The organism is Marinicella sediminis, from assembly GCF_002000055.1.
Classification (GTDB): domain Bacteria; phylum Pseudomonadota; class Gammaproteobacteria; order Xanthomonadales; family Marinicellaceae; genus Marinicella; species Marinicella sediminis.
Map to the genome: position 1 here is coordinate 455,214 of NZ_MVBD01000002.1, position 16,457 is coordinate 471,670.

A 16,457-nucleotide genomic window follows, 5' to 3' on the forward strand; every position below is an offset into this window, starting at 1 on the left:
TCATGGTTGTGCATTGAAACCATCAATGAAAATCAGATCGCTTAATTCACAAACACCTGCCGCGGTAATGTGCACATCATCAATCTTCCAGTCACCGGCTCCTTGTGTGTTGTCAGTTCCCATACGCCACCTGATCATCACTGACTCATTGGCAAAGGCAGCCAGGTCCACTTTGACTTCCGTAAACACACCCAGCGAACCAGTGAATGCCTGCCGGCCGCCCAACGGATTATCAAATCCCCCACTGAGGGTGCCGTTATAACCATTTTGCGTGATGTATGACCCCAAATCCTGCCAGTCAGTGCCCGCATTGGTGCTGATTTCAATCACACCACCATCATAGTCGGCATTGCCCGATTCAAATTGATGCTTGTGCCAAAATTGCAATTCAGCCTGCACTGGCAACGTCATTGCAATCGTCATCAGGCTTTTATCAGTGACGACAGCTTCATTTGTAGATACAAAACTATTGGCTGATCCTGTACTGTGGTCATCACCTGTCTCCACTCGAAAATCATTGCTGCCCAATGGCGGGTCCACCGACCAGCCTCCCTCACTGATGGCTTCATTGATGTTTGCATAGTCATCCACATCATCGGCCAACAAAGATTGTTCACACACAGGTTGCAAGACGATGTTCCGGTTGGTGACCAGCCCACCGGTGGTTTGAACAGCGGCGAGTGACTGGCTGAAATAACCCAATTTACTGATGTTCAGATCACTGGTGGTGGCGGCGGTTTGTATGCTGTATTGCCCTTGCTGATCAGTGCTGTCCTGGATTCCTGCATAGCTCAGCAAGGCTTGCGCCACTGGTGCTCCGGTCAGCGCATCGGTCACCTGCCCGGAGACCGTACCTATGTTGGCCGGATCAATCACATCGACAAACACCGCAGATGGTACACCTGTGGTGCCAGTTGCATCGGTGGCCTCCAACCACAAGGTATAACGGCCTTCAGACAACCCAGCAGTGGCAACTGTACCATTGAAGTTTTCCGTCTTACTGTTGAAGTTCCCATCGCTGGCAGACAGACTGACTGCCGTGGCTGTACCGTCCCATGAAGGCATTGCCAGATAGGCATTCACGGCAGTGATGTTGTGTGTTGGCTCACTGCCATTGCTGCTGTTGAACTGTAAATCTGTGGCGGTGCCGGCAATGACAAATGCACCACCTGTTTCCACCTGAACAGGAGTATCAGGCAAGTTCGTCACATCGGGTCCTGAAGCCAGAACATAAGGCATCCGGGATGCCTTGGCCGCATAAATCAATGCCGGCAGATTATCCGGATAAATGGTGTTTTCAAAAGCATCACAACTGGAGTAAAAGTCCCCTTCTCCCAGTTCAATGGTATATGCCGCCACGCCCAGTGTGCCATAGGCATTGTCATCCGAAGCGCCATCTGCACCGCCAAGGGTTGCATTGGACTGCTCTGGGCGGTAATTGGAGTAATATGCCATGCGCCTGGCCAGCGTCATCAACTGATCATGGTTGGGTGCCTGACCCGCACCGTTGGCATAGCCAAAGGGAAACAGAATCAGTTCAGCCACATTGTGTATGTCCAGATAGACACCGGGTTTGGTCAATGGAGCCGGTGTCACCAGATCATCGGGACGATCATCGGGAAACAGGGTTTTGATGTATTCATTGATGGCTTCGGTTTCCGGTTCACTGACCGCTGATTCGCCACGAAAAACCTGGCTGCAATCATTGTCACTGGAACCGGTGCCCTCATTCCAGCGAAACAGAAAATTACGGTTCATGTCAACGCCCTGCTGGTTACCATTTAAACAATGGTTTTCGTTCATGTTTTTACGCTGATTGGCAAAAGGCTCAGTTTGCGCGATGGTTCTGCCATCCGGATTGCCTTGCAGCAGTAAATGGATTTCGTGGTAATCAACCAACCAGGTCACATCAGCATCCTGACCATATTGACTCAACAGGTATTCAGCAAACCGGGTCACCAGTTCGGCCGGAGGATACTCCCTGGCATGAATGGATCCCATGGCATACAAAACTGGCTTGTCATTCAGCGGCAAATTCTGGTTGGTTATTTTCACCACCTGCATATCATAACCAGCATCACCACCCGGCGTTTCTTTGTGCCATGAATCACCAATATCTACCAGGCTGACCAAATCTGGATAGGTGCTGGCCATGTTCGCCATGGCGTCATAAGTTTCCTGTACAGTCCGGTAACAGGGGAAATTATCGATGGTCCGAATGTTGTTTGATCGTTCGTTATGCAGCAATTTGAGGTGTTTATCCATTTGAGGCTGGCTGAGCCTGAGCCGGAAGCCCAGGCTTTTGAGTTGATTCAACTCCTGATGGCTTTTGACCATCAGCAAGACAGTCTTATTTTTCTCATCCAGTTTCCAAAAATCGATGTCTTCTTTTAAGTCCAGGACACTGGCTTTGTCAGGATAATCTGCCATCACCACCCAAGGTGGGTTATCTGGCCATTCAGAAGGATTCTGAGAGGCTGTAGACAGTGCGGGGGTCATCAGCAATAAGCTAATCAATTGAATCTGAGCGGTCTTAGTCATGTCATTCTTTGTTCAGCAACGGAAAGTAAATGATGCCATCATCAACCTTTTGGTTGGCCAGCATTCCACCCAAAATGAGCCCCTGATCTCCCAGGCGTAGTAAGCTGCGATGATCCATGGTTGGACTCAGGACATCATGGCTGATTTCCCAGTTGCGTTGTTGTAAATTGTAAATCCTGAGGTCGCCGGAAGGCGCTGCAGGTTCTTGATTATAACCGATGCCGTTGTAGTTGTAGGGGTTATCACTGCCCGCAGCAAACACCAAACGCTGTCGTCCATCATCAGTAGCAGCCATGCGATAGTACGCAACGCCACTGTGGTGTGGAATGGTTTGCCAGGCAATCTTCGTTGGGTCAGTGACACTGATTTCACCCAGAGCACAAGCCGGGGAAGGTGAAAATGATTTTTTTTCGCCAGACCAACTGACCTTGACCCCATCACAGATCACCATTTGATGGCCGATCATGGCACCGGCATGACCAAACACAGGCGGCAATGGATAAGGTGTGGCCTGTTGCCAGGTCAAAGACACCGTGTCCAGCACCTGTACCAAAGCAACGTTATCAACATCATGCCAACCACTGATGAGGTAGATGTATCGTTGCTGATAAACCAGTGCCACAGTGTCATCAACCGGAGTTGGCATCGGCGGCAAAGCCTGCCATCGGTCGGTGCGGGCATCAATTTTCCAGACGTTGGGTACCGACAGTTCACTGTGGTCAGGGGCTACCGTATAGCCACCGAACAAATAGACGGCTTCACCAACTGCCACGGCCACCGAGGCCAGCACAGGCGGTTGAGACAATGGGGTTGATAAAGTATGCCATTGCCCGGCTCGCCAGACGGTGGCCTGATTGGTGATGTCCTGATACCCCTTTCCGGCACGCAGGCCGTTGAAACTGTAAATTTGTGGCTGACCATCCACTGTTAAGGCAGCAACTGCATGGTTGGTCAGGGGCTGGGGTAAGGAATCTGGTAGTTTGTTGCTGACATCAGGTCGCTGCTGTTGACAAGACAGCAACAACAGACAGCACAGCAGCAGTTTAAGCACCCAGTGACCTCCACATAGTGACGCCACAACCTGTGTGGCCGGTATCCCCCATGCGTTTATCAAGATAGTCAAAGCCATGCTTCTGATACAATTTTTGCGCAGCTTTCATGGCCGGAACGGTTTCCAGGTAGATGCCTTCGTAGCCGCAGTCAGCAGCCCCTTTGATGCACTTGCGAATCAATTGTTCACCCACACCAAGGCCACGCAGGTCAGGTGCCAGGTACATTTTTCTCAACTCAGCGGTGGTACCGGGATCGGTTCCCTGCAAAGAAGCAAATCCTCCAACCCCTTTGATGTCACCATTGACCTCAACCACATAATAAGCGCTCAAAGAATGATCATAAGCCTGATACATGTCATCCAGTTCAGCATCCACCCCGGCATAGCCGACTCCTGCAAGACCGAATTCGGCCAACGTTTCAAGCACCAGGGCTTTGACCGCCGCGTTGTCTTCAGGCTCAATCAGTCTGATGATGGGTTCATTCATTGGTTGCCTTGATGTGTTCAAGCTCGCCGAAGTTATAAACCACCTCGGTCATTTCAGCCAGCGTGTCGTTCATGATTTCATCGTAATCCGGTAAGTGATTCTCTTCGAGCTTTTCCAGCAGTGAAGCTTTGGATTTGGTTCTGGGGTTTTTACTGATCAGTGCACAACAGTCTTTGTACGGTTCGCAACACATGTCAAACAGACCCAGGCGATTCGAGTGCTCAATGATCTGCTCTTTGTTGTAGGTGATCAAAGGCCTCAAAATTGGTGTTTGTATGGCCCTGTTCATGGAGTCAATGTTTTCCAGGGTTTGCGAAGCCACCTGACCTAGATTGTCACCCGTCACCAGGGCTTTGGCTTCAATGCGCTGCATCACGGCATCGGCCACCCGGGCCATGAATCTCCTGAACAGGATCAGGTCATAGGCCAATCCATGTTCCATCAGAGCCATATCAAAATGCGTATACGGCACCACATATAACCGGGTTCGCCCCAACACCGTACTCAATTGTCTGACGATGCGGGTGATTTTATAGGCTTCTAAATCTTTGAGGTTGTGATGACTGGCAGAAAAGTGGATGAAATCGACATTGCATCCCCGGTTGGCCATCAGCCAGGCAGCTACCGGCGAATCAAAACCACCAGATAACAGGGTCAATACCCGCCCCGTAGATGACACCGGCAAGCCACCTGTTCCATGAATCTTATTGGTGTGTACTGCGGTTCCACGAGATGAAATGTTGACATAAAAATACTGATCAGCGTGATTGATATCCACATCGCGCCAGTTACTGTTGTCAGCGATGGTTTGGGCCAACTGAATGGTCAGGTCATTGGAGTTGATGCGGAAATTTTTATCACTGCGTTTCACATCCAGGGCAAAGGTTTTACCCGGCTGATAGGTCTTTTGGGCCAGTTCACTGATGATGTCATGAATGGGTTGCATGTCAGGTTGTGCACGCAAAAAGCGGTATTTCTGCTCATCAAACCAATGCACATGGCTGAGCCAGGCAATACCGGGAATACCGGACAAAGATTCAACCGCTTGTTCAGCCACTTCAGCGGGTGCCGTGCCAACCTCCACAAACAACCGGTCATGAATGGATTTAACTTCCCAGTCGTGTCCCAGAGAGACCACTTTACGGCGGATGTTTTTGCGCAACCGCTTGACGAAATCCTTGCGATTTTTGCCTTTCAGGGCCAACTCAGCATAATGAACAATGATGCGGTATTTCATGCCTGATGCCAATTAAAAATGAACAGACAATGCCTTCTTGATGCGAGCTATGGCATCCTGCAACACATCAATGGAAGTGGCAAAAGACAACCGCACATAACCAGGGGCACCAAATGGTGTGCCAGGCACAACTGCCACACCGGCTTCTTCAAGCAACCAGGTAGACAGTTCAATGTCGTCATTCACCCCTTCAATACCGGCCACCACTTCGCGCACATCCGGGAAGGCATAAAAGGCCCCATCGCCGGACTGGCAATGGATACCAGGTAAGTCATTCAATGCCGCCACCAGGTAATCGTGCCGTTCTTTGAACGCTTGCTTCATTTCCACCAGACAATCCTGCGGACCGTTGTAAGCAGCCGTGGCAGCGGCTTGTGAAATTGAACATGGGTTGGAAGTGCTTTGCGACTGAATTTTACGCATCGCTGTGATGATGTCGGCATGAGCGGCTGCATAACCAATGCGCCAGCCGGTCATGGCATAGGCTTTGGAAACCCCATTGATGATGATGACCCGGTCCCTGATTTCAGGACACAAGGCCACCATGTTGGCCAATGGTTCAGATCCCCAATAAATGTGCTCATAAATGTCATCGGTCGCCACCAGCACATGCGGGTTGTTCTTAATGACATCAGCCAGTTCACTCAGCTCTTGGCGGGTATACGCCTTACCTGTTGGGTTACTGGGTGAATTGAGCATCACCAAACGGGTTTTGGGCGTAATGGCCGCCGCCAATTGTGCAGCGGTGAGTTTAAAATCAGCTTCCGCTGTGGTTTCAACAATCACAGATTCACCGCCGGCCAACAGGGTCATGTCGGGGTATGATACCCAATAAGGTGTTGGAATGATGACTTCATCACCTGGGTTAATCACCGCATTGAGCAAATTGAAAATGCTGTGTTTGGCACCACAGGAAACCAGGATTTCATTGGCCTGATAACTGACGTGATTTTCTCTCAGCAGCTTGCCCATGATGGCCTGTTTAAGTTCTGGGGTACCGTCGACCGCTGTGTACTTGGTTTGTCCGGCATTGATCGCCTCTATGGCGGCTTGTTTGATGTGATCCGGGGTATCAAAATCCGGTTCTCCGGCGCCCAGTCCTATCACATCCTTACCGGCCCTCTTCAGTTCCGCCGCTTTCATACTGACGGCTATGGTGGCAGAGGGTTTTACCCGCTTCACCAGATCTGCAACAAAATCGTTCATTCCCGCTGTCAAAGTGTTAAAAACTGCCTATCTTAAGAGACTGTCTACAGATCGCAACCTTTTTCTTAACTACCTGCCCTTAAGATGACACAGATCATGACATCAGGTCTTGATTCAGGGCAATGGCTGGCAGGGAATGGCAAAGTCCACATGGTAATGCTCATCGTGCCGCACCCAGACCTGTTGATGATTGAAGGTGATGTGTTCTCTGAGGTAGGCACCAGCTGGTGTGTCCAACACAGCCGGTTGCAGGCGGGGATCAAGGATTACTTTTTTGATGTCAAAGCCTGCAGCCACCGCGTGTTGATGTAAGGTCTTCAGATGATCTGCCAAAGCAGCATAATCAATCCGATACGCCCCCATCTGGCCCTCGGCGTTAAATTCCAGGTCATAACCCCAGCGATTACTGATACTGACCGGCAGCAACACCGATCGCATGTCCTTCAGAACCGGCACCATAAAATCCACGGACAATCCGTTTTGGTGGGTTCGGTGGGGTTTGAACCGACCACCTTGTGGCCAACCGGTTTCGGCATACATGTATTGAGTGCCCGGACGGGTGTTGACCAGTTCCGTATAACTGGACATGACCACCTCAGCCACCTGATGGTGCACATGGGTGCGACCCAGGTGCCAGGCCAATTCACTGAAGACCACAAAGTTCTCACCACTGGCCGGTAAGCGCACCGCACCTTCAATGGAACCCTGATGGCTCTGGCCACGGCACACGCTGTCGGCCCTGACAGGACTGACAACACACAACAACAGTAAGGTGATCAGACGCATACTGTTCTGACCACGGGATGGCTCATCGGTTCATGCGTGACTTAATCAACGCAATGCACTCTTCAACCCACTCCACTTTGGCACCGACTTTTTTAACCCCCAGCATCAACGTCAGATTGGGATAAAATTCTTCATCCGGTAAATCATGCGGATAATCCGGAAATTCGGTTTTGGTCTGCTCCTGTATACACACCAGATGTTCATGCCATTGCTTCATATGGCTGTGTAATGGTTCGAGGAAATCAATCCGCGCCTGATCATCGGGCAGCGCGCCAAGAAAAAAGGTTTGTGCCAGGTAGGCCAGTTTTTCGGTGTTGGTGATCGGCCCTTCTGCCAGCCACTTCACCAATTCCTGCTGTCCGGCCGGCGTCACCTCATAGAGTTTTTTATCCGGCCCTTTATCAGATGGCACAGACTCCACCGTGAGCAAACCCTGCTCTTTGAGCTTCCTCAGCTGCGGATAGATTTGTGACAGTTCAGCAGCCCAGAAATTACTGAACACTTCATCAAACATTTTTTTGATGTCGTATCCGCTTTGGGGCTGCTGCAGGATGCCCAGTAAGATGTGTTTTAAACTCAAACCGCCTCCTTTACGCCGGGATTTCTTTGAATTTGCGCTGATAGTGCCGGCGCCAGATAATTGAAGCCGGGATGCCGATTGCAGCCGGTAAGATCCACGGAATCACCGCCACCCAGCCAGTTAAACCAATATCAAACATGCGGGTCATACCGAACACCGCAAAGGCCGTGTGAAAAGCGATGCCCGCACCAATCATGGAGCCCAGGTGTTCATACAGCCAGCCCCGTGGACTGCTCTCCTTGCCACCCATGTAGCTGAGCATGCCCATGCCGGTGGTGAAACCAACCGGACTCAGGGCCAGCAATACCGGCATCATCTCGGGTCTGAGAATCAATGCATATGCAACAATTAATCCGCTGAGCAGGATACTTAACCAGGCCATCAACTTCATATACGGCGTGGCCAGTCCGCTGATGTCTTTTTTGTGTTGCAAAACATCCACGGCATAAATGGTGATGATAAAAGTGATCACCGACAGGTAGCCAAGAAACAGAATAAATGCATAGCTGTTCGGATGACTGACAAGTCCATGGCCTTTGGCCTGCAACTGTGGGATGTACATCAACACACCGGCGAAGGCGGTAAACAACACCACCCGGGCCAGCCAGACCCAGATCTTACCTGTTTTTTTATGCAACGGACTGCCTTTTTTGCTTAACAGAGGAATCCAGAATAACGCCAAACCAATAAAACCACCCACCACATGAATGTTCCTGAAAATGTCATGCACCCAATCCATACCACACCTCGTTACTATATAAGAATATATATAGCATACTATATCATTTATTACATAGTCAATCACCCTGATCAAATTCGTGACTAATGGACCAGACACACTACAACTTGCAGATTGATTGAGCTATCATTAGCCACCATGGAAACCGTCAACCTGCAGATCAAAAAGAAACCCAAGCCATTCACCATCAACAGCCCGTTTGAACCGGCCGGCGATCAACCGCAGGCCATTGAAAAACTGGTCTCAGGATTTGAAGATGGTCTGAAGTCACAAACCCTGCTCGGCGTGACCGGTTCAGGTAAAACCTTCACCATCGCCCACATGATCAACAAAGTACAGAAAACCACCATGATCATGGCCCACAACAAAACCCTGGCCGCCCAGTTGTATTCTGAGTTCAAGGAGTTCTTTCCTGACAATGCAGTTGAATACTTTGTCTCTTACTACGACTATTACCAACCCGAAGCCTATATTCCGGCCACTGACCTGTACATTGAAAAAGACGCCTCGATCAACGAATACATCGAACAAATGCGCCTGAGTGCCACCAAATCCCTGATGGAACGTCAGGACGTGATCATCGTGGCCACAGTTTCGGCGATATATGGCTTGGGCGATCCTCAGTCATACCTGCAAATGCTCATTTCACTGAATGTAGGTGACACCATTGATCAGCGCACCCTGCTCCGCCGGCTGGCAGAACTGCAATACAACCGCAACGACATCATCCTTGAGCGCAGCACCTTCCGTGTACGTGGTGAGGTGATTGATGTGTTCCCGGCTGACTCGGAAAAAGCTGCAGTACGGATTGAAATGTTTGATGATGAAATTGAATCACTGTGTTACTTTGACCCATTAACCGGTCGCAAAATCAGTGAAGAACAAACCATCAATATTTTCCCGACCTCCCACTATGCCACGCCCAGGGAACGAATTCTGAACGCCATCAACAACATCCGCGAAGAACTGAAAGACCGGCTCAAAGTGCTGTATGACGACAACCGGCTGGTAGAAGCCCAACGCCTTGAACAGCGCACCATGTACGATCTGGAGATGATGCAGGAGCTGGGTTACTGTCAGGGCATCGAGAACTATTCCAGACACCTGACCGGCTTGCCGGTGGGCCATCCGCCGCCGTGTCTGTTTGATTACCTGCCGAGTGATGCCCTGCTGGTGATCGATGAATCTCATGTCACCATCCCGCAAATTGGGGCGATGTACAAAGGTGACCGGTCACGCAAAGAAAACCTGGTGCGCTTTGGTTTCCGCCTGCCCTGCGCGCTGGACAACAGACCACTGAAATTTGCCGAATGGGAAGAACGCACCCCCAGAACGGTGTTTGTTTCTGCTACCCCTGGGAAGTATGAAGCCGAGCACCAGAACCAGGTGATTGAACAAATCGTCAGACCAACCGGATTGATCGACCCCACCATTGAAGTCCGGCCGGTGGCCACCCAGGTTGACGACCTGCTGTCAGAAATCAACCAACGCGTCAAACTGGAAGAGCGGGTACTGGTCACCACCCTGACCAAACGCATGAGTGAAGACCTGACGGACTACCTCACCGACAAAGGCATCCGGGTGCGTTACCTGCACTCAGAAATCGAAACCGTGGAACGGGTGGAAATCATCCGTGATTTACGCAAAGGGGTGTTTGATGTATTGGTCGGCATCAACCTCTTACGTGAGGGACTGGACATGCCGGAAGTGTCCTTGGTGGCGATCCTTGATGCCGACAAGCAGGGTTTTTTACGCTCTCAAAGCTCACTGATCCAAACCATCGGCCGCGCTTCGCGAAACCTCAATGGCAAAGCCATTCTATATGGCGACAAGATCACCGCCGCCATGCAGGTGGCGATTGATGAAACCGAACGCCGCCGTGAAAAACAAGTAGCACACAATAAAGAACATGGCATCACACCTAAATCAGTGATTCGTAAAATCCATGACTTACAAGATGCTTATGAACAAAACGAACCCCGCGAATTGGTTAAAGTGGCCGAAGGAAATGCGGCCTACTCCGGTAAAAAAGCCAAAGAACTCGGTACCTTACTGAAGAAACTTGAGAAACAAATGAAACAACACGCCGCCGACCTGGAATTCGAAAAAGCCGCCGACCTGCGCGACGAAATCGAACGGATTAAGGCCGCGGTGTTTTGAGTGAATGACTGAAGATGAGCTCTGATGTTGGCCCTGTGGGCAAGTGATATTCGATGCACACAACCACAGGTGCCACCCGATCAAATGACACTGGGTTCCGGCTCGGAGGCCGCAACCCAGCGTCTTTTAATGAATGAAATCATTCACTTCAGGCATTTCAGGGTACGTCAAAAAAAATCAACAACACTCCCCTGTCATTGATTTAACTGCGCTACAACACATTGCCAGTAAGATAGCAAAAGTGATAAACGACACCATCAAAATCAACCACCTCAATCCATTCATCCATCAATTTAAATCCTTCGCTGAATATGTCTCTTCCAGATGTTTGCCACAACAATTCACCTGAATCTGTAAATCGTGATATGCTCAATTCTCCATGAGCAATTAAAGCTTGGTGTTTTTCTGAATAATACAAGCCAAAACACGTTGCATCATCAATCCTCATATGCCATTTGATGCTCTTCTCTTTTAAGCTTATGACAATGACCTGATCGCCCACAGCAACAAAAGCCATCTCCTTAATTAACAGTAAAGAATTATTGTGAACACCGGTTGGTCCACCTCCCGTTCCAATGACAGCAAAGGGCACCTCATCAATGAACACCCCATGAATGGAAGCAGGCAGATACCTGTCCTCAATTAACAACTCATTCGGATATGATCGTTCGTTACTTGAAGATCCAAATGTATGGTTTGGCTCATCGAGTAATGTGATTTGTGTTGTTTTCATGCGCTCAGGCTATGTTAATTCACTGATATGACGATTGACCATGCAAGGCTTGTGGATGGGTGAGTCCACTCCATGAATGGTTCCATCATCGAATGATTCTATTTGCAACACCCGATAGGTACCTGGAAACACCTTGACATAACGATTGACCATATCCACAACAATCAGTCGTTGTCGCTTATCCGGAGTCCATTGTGGCACTGCAAGGAATTGTGAGTCAGCAGACCACTGAATTGAGGGACTACAACATTCAAGCTTCATTCCATTAGATAGTTCCAGACTGCCCTGGGTTGGACCACCCATTGCAATTTCATAGGCATCCTTCATTTCCGCGACTGACGTTCCGTCAGGTGAGGCCATCCTGACTCCATAGTGCCATGGTGAGATGATCATTTTTTTTAACTTTAATGGGTTTCTTCAACAAAAGCCCGGCCACCCAAAGCTGGTGGCCAGGCGAATTCAAACCATCAATCCCTGAACAACCCATGCCGGTCCGGGTAATCCGGGCGTTGGATGGGTGATTCGGGCATGTTTTGCATTTTTTGTTTGATCAGTTCGATGGCTTTGTCCAGTTGGGGGTCTTCGCCGTTGATGACCTGGGCGGGCCATTGATCGACCTCCACATCGGGAGCCACACCGGCGTTTTCGATGCCGAAGCCCTGCTCGTTGAAGAAGGCCACATTGGGGGCTGAGACCGAGCCGCCGTCGATGAAGTTAGGATAACCCAATACACCCACCAGGCCACCCCAGGTGGTTTTGCCCACCAGGGTGCCGAGGCCATAACGGCGAAACATGTACGGCAGGTAATCGCCACCGGAACCGGCGTTTTCATCGATGATCATCACTTTGGGGCCCTGGATCGAGGCATGCGGGGCCTTCAGGTCGTTGCCGTAACGGAAGTTCCACTGCGCAACTTCCGGCCTGTTCAACAGGTCAATCACGTAATCGGCCAGGTAACCACCGCCGTTGTAGCGCTCATCAACAATGATGGCTTTCTTGTGCACCTGCGGGAAGAAGTAGCGTTTGAAGTACTCATGACCGGCATTGGCGGTGTTGGGCACGTAGACATAAGCCACCTGGCCATCGGTGGCTTCATCGACTTTTTTGATGTTGCCTTCCACCCAGTCCCGGTTTCTCAGGGCGTATTCCTGGTCTACAGGGGTAACCTCGATCTGGCGACTGTTTTTACCATCGGCTCGCTTGCTGACTGTCAGGGTGGTCACCGTGTCAGCGGTGTTTTCAAAGAAACTGAACAGGTTGTCATCAACGGTTATTGGCTGGCCGTTGACTGCCAACAGGTAATCACCTTCCGCAACATCCACGCCTGGTTCAGTCAATGGTGAACGCAAGCCCGGGTTCCAGTTCAGCCCGCCAAAGATCTTACTGATTTGATAGCGGTCATTGTTACGTTCAAAATCAGCTCCCAGCAGACCGCCTTTGACCGTCTTCATTTCATGCAGCCGATCGCCGCGGCTGTTGAAGCGGTGGTGACCCACGGCCAATTCACTGAACATCCATTGCATGACCCTATACAAGTCACTTTTCGTTGCCAGGTGCGGTAAGAAGACCTCATACTTGTCTTTCATGGCCGGCCAATCGGCACCATGCATGCCCGGATCATAGAAATAATCCCGGTTAACCTGCCAGGCTTCAGCAAAAATATTGGCCCACTCTGCCTGAGGCACCACTTTTACTTGCACCGCATCCCAGTTCAAAGGGTTGCCCTTCTTCGGATCTTTGGCCAGGTCAACAGTTCCCCAACTGCCTTTACTTTGATACAGCACGTGGCTGTTGGTGGCTGACAGCTCAAAAGCATCTGTTGCCAGTAAAGCGGTTTCTTCTTTGTCTGCGAGGCTGTATTTGTGCAGTGTCAGCTGACCTTGCTCATCAGCTTTGGTGTAATACAGCTCACCGGTTTTACCAACCCTGAGGTTGGCATATTGCGCACTGGCCAAAGGCAGATCAATGATCCGCTGACTGATGCCTGACCAGTCAATGCGCATGGTCGCTGGTTCTTCGGATTTGTCTTCATCTTTCGACTTGTCGGCCGATTCTACGGACTGGATGACCACCTGGTCATTGTCCTTTTTAAAGGGTGACACCACATCTTTTTGTAAAGTCACCAGGTAAATATTGTTGGTGCTTTGCATGTCGATGCTGGACTGATCAAACCAATTCTGTACCGGACCGGCATCAGTCGAGGCCAGCACATACAGGTACTGTCCATTGGGATCAAAAACCGGATGGCTCAGGTTGGACAAGCCATCAGACAAGGCGTAAGATTTTTTCTTTTCCAATGAATACAGGTACACATGCTCAAAACTGTTTTCTTCGATCAGGGTGTAAGCCAGCCATTTTGAATCAGGTGACCAACCACCAGTGAGATCACGGAACGGACCCGGTATGTATTGCTGATCTGCAGCGATGCGGGTGGTTTCACCATCACCGATATCGGTGATGAACAACTGCCTGCCATTGTCAGCATAACTGACTTTTTCACTGTCCGGTGACCAATGGATGTGGGCATAAAAACCAGCTCCTTCCAGCTCAATGGCTTTAACGGATTTGGTGCTCATGTCTCGCACATGTAATTTGTATTCACCCGACTGGTTGGAGAAGTAAGCCACATACTGACCATTGGGCGACCAGACCGGTTGGTTTTCATGACTGCCCGGAGTCTGTGTGAGGTTTTTAGGATCACCTTTATCCACCGGAACGGAAACCACTTCGCCACGGAAATCAATCACCACCCGTTCACCGGCCGGAGAAATGGTGGCCGTGCGCACAAACTCTTTACCAGCTGCGTACCTGGTGCGGTGCTCCAACAAGTCCGTATTGATGGTGATCGCCACGCTGTGTTGCTGACCACTGCTGATATCCAGGGTGTGGATCAGGCCGGCTTGCTCATAAACCAGGGTCTGCTGATGGACTTTCAGACTCAACACCGGGTAGTCGTCATGAAAGGTCAGTTGTTTGATGGCTTTGCTGGTGGTGTGATAACTGAAGATATTGAATTCACCGTTGCGGTCACTGCGGAAATAAACATGTTCACCAGACCACTGTGGGTTGCTGTCATTGCTGCCGGTGGCGGGCTTGGCAATTTCATCCACGGCATGGGTTTCCCGGTTGTATAACCAGATTTTACCCATGGTGCCGCCGCGGTAATTTTTCCATTGATTAAACACCGTGCGATTGGGTGTGTAAGCAATGTGCGAATCGTCATCGGAAAATGCGGCCCAAAACCCGGTGGGAATCGGTAATTCAGTGGCTGGACCACCGTTTACTGAAATGGTGTGTAACTGAGAAAAACGGTTGGTGTGGGAAAAGCGATTGGAAGTGAACAGCACTTCACTGCCATCCTGATTAAAATCCACCACGGCATCATGGTAAGGATGCCAGGTCAGGCGTTTGGGCACGCCACCGGTGATTGGCATCACATACACATCATGGTTTCCGTCATATTCGGCATCAAAAGCAACCAATGAACCATCTGGCGAGATGATGGGGAAAGACTCCACCCCTGGTGAAACAGTCAGCCGGCGTGGATCAGAACCATCACGGTTCACCACCCAAAGGTCTTCTGCATAAACAAATACGATGTGCTCATCACTGATGGCGGGTTGTGACATCAGGCGGGTTTCTGCCATGGCCACTGACGCTTGCAAAAAAAGCAACAATAACAGGACGATCTGAATGATTTTTCTGGGTGTGTGCATGAGTTCCTCGAAACAAAAAACCACCCATATTAGCACAAACCCAAAGACTGTCAGTTAATTGCGTGCGGGTCAGTAAATTGCTGAGTCCGTTTCACAGTCTATGAAGAGAAAATGCATGGCTCATCATTGATCACACTGTTGGTTTTGTTCCAGTAACCGCATGGCAGATTGTTTTAATTCCTGACCAGGCAAAAAGCCATCAGCAATGGTCATGATCGAAAACAGGTTTTCAGTCAGACGGGATTGATCCAGCGGCCCTTCCTGCAGGGCCGTCTGAATCAAATGAGTCGCCATATCCACCAACAGATAACGCTGTTTCTCCAGCCACTCAGGATGACTTTTATCGGCTTCATGCTGTTGATAGAACTGCTCTGCAAGGTCATGAATTTGCCAGCTTTTCTTAAGCAGCTGCTGATTTGATTCGTGACTCATGAATAATCAATAATCATGTTGTGGTGCACCATCAGCGATGATGTAGTAATCGCCTTTTTCTGCAGTAAATATATGCCGTTCGATATCAACCCCGGTGGCGTTGGTGAATGAACCCAGGGCGATACCAATCCAATCATGTTGCTGATGATCCATGGGATCAAAAAACATTGGTGAGCCACAGGCACCACAAAACCCCCGGCGAACTTTCCCTGATGATTCAAACCATTTGAGGGTTTCTTTTGAATCAAAGTGTAAAGCCGAGCGTTTGACTTCAGTACTGGCATAAACATGGCCGGTCCACAACCGGCATTGCTGACAGTGACACATGTCACCAGCACCCAATTCACCATCAACAGTGAACTTCACTGACCCACATAAACATGAACCCTGGTGTTTTGCTTGTGTCATCACTGACCTCCCTGAGCTGATGCCATGACTTCTGGCTGACCGACCAGTACCACCGGCGCACCGCCAGTGGAAATGCGATTGGCGTCAGCCGCCACCTGTTGCATTGCACTGGAAGACAGCACCTCATGTAACTGATCCGAATCTGCAAAATCCATGCTGAACAGCTGATAAAAGGTCGCCGGACCAGTGGGGCCATCGAGCATTTTGGTTACGGTGTATGGCCGCTCGTCACTGGGTATGCCGAGTTTCTTGTGCAACAATTCCAGATGGGCCTGGTAATCCCGCTCAAACTGATCCACATCGGCAGGTGGTGGATACAACACCATAAAACTCATGGTCGTCATCGGTCTTTCCTGTCTTCAAAAAAATCTCAGCATAGCA

15 protein-coding genes are annotated in these 16,457 nt (G+C 50.0%); 1 reads left to right on the top strand and 14 read right to left on the bottom strand.

Annotated features, from left to right (window positions below):
- The 8 genes from B0475_RS04525 to B0475_RS04560 form a co-directional block, all read right to left on the bottom strand.
- The gene (locus tag B0475_RS04525) at positions 1–2,541 is read right to left on the bottom strand and encodes a M14 family zinc carboxypeptidase (protein WP_077410496.1); all 2,541 of its coding nucleotides are present in this window, start codon (positions 2,539–2,541) and stop codon (positions 1–3) included.
- A 1-nt stretch (position 2,542) separates the two neighbouring features.
- Positions 2,543–3,592, bottom strand: a complete 1,050-nt coding sequence (locus B0475_RS04530; RefSeq protein WP_157892706.1) for a Kelch repeat-containing protein — start codon at positions 3,590–3,592, stop codon at positions 2,543–2,545.
- Positions 3,585–4,079 carry a GNAT family N-acetyltransferase gene (locus tag B0475_RS04535; RefSeq protein WP_077410500.1) on the bottom strand — a complete coding sequence of 165 codons (495 nt, stop codon included), beginning with the start codon at positions 4,077–4,079 and terminating at the stop codon, positions 3,585–3,587. Before B0475_RS04535 ends, B0475_RS04530 begins: the two co-directional genes overlap by 8 nt.
- Positions 4,072–5,316 carry a tRNA uracil 4-sulfurtransferase ThiI gene (gene thiI / locus B0475_RS04540; RefSeq protein ID WP_077410502.1) on the bottom strand — a complete coding sequence of 415 codons (1,245 nt, stop codon included), beginning with the start codon at positions 5,314–5,316 and terminating at the stop codon, positions 4,072–4,074. The genes B0475_RS04535 and thiI overlap by 8 nt, the downstream gene beginning before the upstream one ends.
- A gap of 12 nt (positions 5,317–5,328) precedes the next feature.
- Positions 5,329–6,522 carry a pyridoxal phosphate-dependent aminotransferase gene (locus B0475_RS04545; protein ID WP_077410504.1) on the bottom strand — a complete coding sequence of 398 codons (1,194 nt, stop codon included), beginning with the start codon at positions 6,520–6,522 and terminating at the stop codon, positions 5,329–5,331.
- Positions 6,523–6,636: 114 nt separating this feature from the next.
- Positions 6,637–7,308 carry a penicillin-insensitive murein endopeptidase gene (locus B0475_RS04550; RefSeq protein WP_077410506.1) on the bottom strand — a complete coding sequence of 224 codons (672 nt, stop codon included), beginning with the start codon at positions 7,306–7,308 and terminating at the stop codon, positions 6,637–6,639.
- 22 nt (positions 7,309–7,330) lie between these two features.
- On the bottom strand, positions 7,331–7,888 hold the full coding sequence (locus B0475_RS04555) for a PadR family transcriptional regulator (RefSeq protein WP_077410508.1): 558 nt from the start codon (positions 7,886–7,888) through the stop codon (positions 7,331–7,333).
- Positions 7,889–7,898: 10 nt separating this feature from the next.
- Positions 7,899–8,627 carry a hypothetical protein gene (locus tag B0475_RS04560; protein ID WP_077410509.1) on the bottom strand — a complete coding sequence of 243 codons (729 nt, stop codon included), beginning with the start codon at positions 8,625–8,627 and terminating at the stop codon, positions 7,899–7,901.
- Positions 8,628–8,765: 138 nt separating this feature from the next.
- Between B0475_RS04560 and uvrB the strand changes: the two genes are divergently transcribed.
- Positions 8,766–10,787, top strand: coding sequence for an excinuclease ABC subunit UvrB (gene uvrB, locus B0475_RS04565; protein WP_077410510.1), 2,022 nt, complete (start codon positions 8,766–8,768; stop codon positions 10,785–10,787).
- A 211-nt stretch (positions 10,788–10,998) separates the two neighbouring features.
- On the opposite strand, the gene B0475_RS04570 is transcribed toward uvrB, so the two are convergent.
- The 6 genes from B0475_RS04570 to B0475_RS04595 all read right to left on the bottom strand — a co-directional run bounded on the left by B0475_RS04570 (position 10,999) and on the right by B0475_RS04595 (position 16,420).
- Positions 10,999–11,520, bottom strand: coding sequence for a hypothetical protein (locus B0475_RS04570; RefSeq protein ID WP_077410511.1), 522 nt, complete (start codon positions 11,518–11,520; stop codon positions 10,999–11,001).
- 9 nt (positions 11,521–11,529) lie between these two features.
- On the bottom strand, positions 11,530–11,880 hold the full coding sequence (locus B0475_RS04575; protein WP_157892707.1) for a hypothetical protein: 351 nt from the start codon (positions 11,878–11,880) through the stop codon (positions 11,530–11,532).
- Between the two features lie 107 nt (positions 11,881–11,987).
- Positions 11,988–15,236, bottom strand: coding sequence for a S41 family peptidase (locus B0475_RS04580; protein WP_077410514.1), 3,249 nt, complete (start codon positions 15,234–15,236; stop codon positions 11,988–11,990).
- 123 nt (positions 15,237–15,359) lie between these two features.
- Positions 15,360–15,668, bottom strand: a complete 309-nt coding sequence (locus B0475_RS04585) for a hypothetical protein (protein ID WP_077410516.1) — start codon at positions 15,666–15,668, stop codon at positions 15,360–15,362.
- A 6-nt stretch (positions 15,669–15,674) separates the two neighbouring features.
- Complete coding sequence (locus tag B0475_RS04590) at positions 15,675–16,076, bottom strand: GFA family protein (protein ID WP_077410518.1); 402 nt, start codon at positions 16,074–16,076, stop codon at positions 15,675–15,677.
- Positions 16,076–16,420 carry an EthD family reductase gene (locus B0475_RS04595; protein ID WP_077410520.1) on the bottom strand — a complete coding sequence of 115 codons (345 nt, stop codon included), beginning with the start codon at positions 16,418–16,420 and terminating at the stop codon, positions 16,076–16,078. Before B0475_RS04595 ends, B0475_RS04590 begins: the two co-directional genes overlap by 1 nt.
- Between the last annotated feature and the right edge of the window lie 37 nt (positions 16,421–16,457).

Coding starts and splice junctions, on each gene's coding strand:
- B0475_RS04550 (WP_077410506.1), bottom strand. CDS start 7,308: ATGCGTCTGATCACCTTACTGTTGTTGTGTGTTGTCAGTCCTGTCAGG.
- B0475_RS04595 (WP_077410520.1), bottom strand. CDS start 16,420: ATGACGACCATGAGTTTTATGGTGTTGTATCCACCACCTGCCGATGTG.
- uvrB (WP_077410510.1), top strand. CDS start 8,766: ATGGAAACCGTCAACCTGCAGATCAAAAAGAAACCCAAGCCATTCACC.
- B0475_RS04575 (WP_157892707.1), bottom strand. CDS start 11,880: ATGGCCTCACCTGACGGAACGTCAGTCGCGGAAATGAAGGATGCCTAT.
- B0475_RS04570 (WP_077410511.1), bottom strand. CDS start 11,520: ATGAAAACAACACAAATCACATTACTCGATGAGCCAAACCATACATTT.
- B0475_RS04560 (WP_077410509.1), bottom strand. CDS start 8,627: ATGGATTGGGTGCATGACATTTTCAGGAACATTCATGTGGTGGGTGGT.
- B0475_RS04580 (WP_077410514.1), bottom strand. CDS start 15,236: ATGCACACACCCAGAAAAATCATTCAGATCGTCCTGTTATTGTTGCTT.
- B0475_RS04590 (WP_077410518.1), bottom strand. CDS start 16,076: ATGACACAAGCAAAACACCAGGGTTCATGTTTATGTGGGTCAGTGAAG.
- thiI (WP_077410502.1), bottom strand. CDS start 5,316: ATGAAATACCGCATCATTGTTCATTATGCTGAGTTGGCCCTGAAAGGC.
- B0475_RS04585 (WP_077410516.1), bottom strand. CDS start 15,668: ATGAGTCACGAATCAAATCAGCAGCTGCTTAAGAAAAGCTGGCAAATT.
- B0475_RS04525 (WP_077410496.1), bottom strand. CDS start 2,541: ATGACTAAGACCGCTCAGATTCAATTGATTAGCTTATTGCTGATGACC.
- B0475_RS04535 (WP_077410500.1), bottom strand. CDS start 4,079: ATGAATGAACCCATCATCAGACTGATTGAGCCTGAAGACAACGCGGCG.
- B0475_RS04545 (WP_077410504.1), bottom strand. CDS start 6,522: ATGAACGATTTTGTTGCAGATCTGGTGAAGCGGGTAAAACCCTCTGCC.